We start from the raw sequence: 2,686 nt of genomic DNA on the forward strand, positions 1-2,686 counted from the left end.
GGCGGCCGCGCGCCCGGGGGGGCCCGGGGGGGCGCGGCCGCGCCGGGAGCGCCCGCCGCGACCCCCCGCGCGGGCCCCACGACCCGGCCCTCCGCGGTTCTGCTCTCCGTCCGGGGCGGGGCTCCCGTCGTACCGGCGAGAGCGTTCTACGCCGACGGCAAGTCTCCCGCCGTACCGGCGCGCGCGCTCAGCCCGTCGCCGGTTCCGCCGTGCCGGCGAGAGCCTCCATGTCGCTCTTGCGGACCCTGATCACCAGGGCGGCGGTGGTCAGGGCGAGCACGGCCATGCCCACCGCCGGCACGAAGGCGGTCGAGATGCCGTGGGCGAGCACATCATGGCCCCAAGGGGCAGGCAGTTGGTGGGTCTTGGCGAACGCCGCCTTCTGCTCGGCCGAGCCGTCCGCCAGGAACTTCGGCATCTGCTTCTGCGCCTCGTCGCGGCTGGCCGAGCCGAAGACCGTGGTGAGGATGGAGAGGCCGAGCGAACCGCCCACCTGCTGCGTGACGTTGAGCAGACCGGAGGCCGCACCCGCCTCGTGCTGGGCGACGCCGGAGACGGCGGTCACCGTCAGCGTCACGAAGTTCAGGCCCATGCCGAAGCCGAACAACAGCATCGGTCCGAGAACTCCACCGGCGTACGAGTCGTCGGGGCTGATGAAGGTCAGCCAGCCGAGCCCGAGGGCGACGAGCGACGAGCCGGTGACCATGAACGGCTTGGGGCCGAGCACCGGCAGGAAGCGCTGCGAAAGACCCGCGCCGACCGCGATCGCGACCGTCACCGGCAGGAAGGCCACACCGGCCGAGATCGGCGTGTACCCCAGCACGTTCTGCACGAAGAGCACGATGTAGAAGAACATGCCGAACATCGCGGCGGCGAGGCTCAGCATGATCAGATAGGTACCCGATCGGTTCCGGTCGGTGAACATCCTCAACGGGGTGATGGGTTCCTTCGCCCGCGTCTCGATGATCCCGAAGGCCAGCAGCAGCGCCGCGGCCGCGCCGAACGACCCGATCGTGAGACTGTCCCGCCAGCCGTTCTCCGCCGCGCGGATGAAGCCGTAGACCAGGGAGGCCATGCCCGCCGTCGAGGTGAGCGCGCCCGCGATGTCGAAGCGTCCCGGGTGGCGTTGGGACTCGTTGATGTACATCGGCGCGAGAACGGCGATCAGGATGCCGATGGGCACGTTGACGAAGAGGACCCATCGCCAGTCGAGCCACTCCGTGAGCATGCCTCCGGCGAGCAGACCGATCGCGCCGCCACCGGCCGAGACCGTCGCGAAGACGGCGAACGCCCGGTTCCGCTCCGGGCCTTCGGGGAAGGTCGTCGTGATCAGGGCCAGCGATGTCGGGGAGGCGATCGCGCCACCCACGCCCTGCAGGGCCCGAGCCGCCAGCAACTGCCAGGGCTCCTGGGCGAGTCCGCCGAGCAGTGAGGCGAAGGTGAACAGCAGGATGCCGGTCATGAAGACCCGGCGCCGGCCGAGGATGTCACCGGCCCGTGCGCCGAGAAGCAGCAGGCCACCGAAGGTGAGGGTGTACGAACTGACCACCCATGTCAGGTCTGTCGTGCTGAAGTCGAGTGCGTCTTGAATGTGCGGGAGTGCGATGTTCACAATCGTCGCATCGAGTACCACCATGAGTTGGCAGGCCGCGATGACGGTGAGCGCGATGCCGGGATGTCCCTCCCGGCGTGCCGCACCTGGCTTGCTGTCCTTAGTCAACTGAGAGGTTGTCACTATGCTTCCCCCACAAGTGAGTTAGTGAACGCGCGCGTTCACTTGCGCGTCAACGGTAGTGACTCCCCGTCAGTGAACGCAAGCGTTCACTGAAGCCGCTGCCCGGCACGGACGATCCGGTCACGCGCATCCCCGCCAGAAAAGCCCGAACTTCCCTGAATACCGCTCCCCTGTACGACGGAGACACTCTGATGGTTACTTCGCGCTGGACGGCCGCCCCCGCTCAGGCGCCCCCCTCGCGCCGTCGCGGCGCCGTGCTCGAGCGCGCGATCCTGGAAGCCGCCCTGGAACAACTCGGCTCGGTCGGCTGGAACGGCCTCACCATGGAGGGGGTGGCGGCCGGCGCGCAGACCGGCAAGGCCGCGGTCTACCGCCGGTGGCCCTCGAAGGTGGACCTGGTCGCGGACGCCCTTCAGGCCGGGCTGCCGGACCTGACGCGAGCTCCCGACCTCGGCAGTGTCCGGGAGGATCTGCTGCAGGTGTGTCGGCGGGTGCGCGAGGCGATGTTCTCGCCGCCGGGAATCGCGCTTCGCTCGGTGCTTCACGAATGCGATGTGCGGCAGGCCGAGCGCTTCAATCTGGTCATCCGCGGCAGGGTCGTCGAGCCCACACTGCATCTGCTCCGTGAGGTCGTTCAGCGCGGTATCGAACGGGGCGAGGTGCGTCCCGAGGCCGCGAACTCGTACGTCTTCGACGCCGTCCCGGCGATGATGATGTACCGCGCCAAGGTGTGCGCGAGCGAATGGAGCGAGCTGGATCTCCAGGAGATGATCGACCAGATGATGGTCCCGCTGCTGTGCGTACGAGTGGTCTGATCCGGTGGGCTGATCCGGCTGTGAGGGTCGCCCCGACCGGCCTGATCCTGTCGGCCGACCGGCGTGCGTGGGGTCGTTCGACGATATGGGCGCGGGGGGGCGGGGGCGGGGCGGGCCCCGCGGGGCTGCGGCGTCC

The 2,686-nt window shown here is 69.3% G+C and carries 2 protein-coding genes; one reads left to right on the forward strand and one right to left on the reverse strand.

The features are described from left to right. Nucleotides 1-187 precede the first annotated feature (187 nt). Nucleotides 188-1,735 carry an MFS transporter gene (locus tag ACFXGX_RS13485; protein ID WP_384789306.1) on the reverse strand — a complete coding sequence of 516 codons (1,548 nt, stop codon included), beginning with the start codon at nt 1,733-1,735 and terminating at the stop codon, nt 188-190. Nucleotides 1,736-1,926: 191 nt separating this feature from the next. On the opposite strand from ACFXGX_RS13485, the gene ACFXGX_RS13490 reads away from it, so the two are divergent. Then, on the forward strand, nt 1,927-2,550 hold the full coding sequence (locus ACFXGX_RS13490) for a TetR/AcrR family transcriptional regulator (RefSeq protein WP_384789309.1): 624 nt from the start codon (nt 1,927-1,929) through the stop codon (nt 2,548-2,550). Nucleotides 2,551-2,686 lie beyond the last annotated feature (136 nt).

It is taken from the genome of Streptomyces sp. NPDC059371 (assembly GCF_042751995.1).
Lineage (GTDB): Bacteria > Actinomycetota > Actinomycetes > Streptomycetales > Streptomycetaceae > Streptomyces.

Bases quoted from the DNA above. Each gene is read 5' to 3' on its own strand.
- ACFXGX_RS13490 (WP_384789309.1), top strand. From the start codon at position 1,927: ATGGTTACTTCGCGCTGGACGGCCGCCCCCGCTCAGGCGCCCCCCTCG.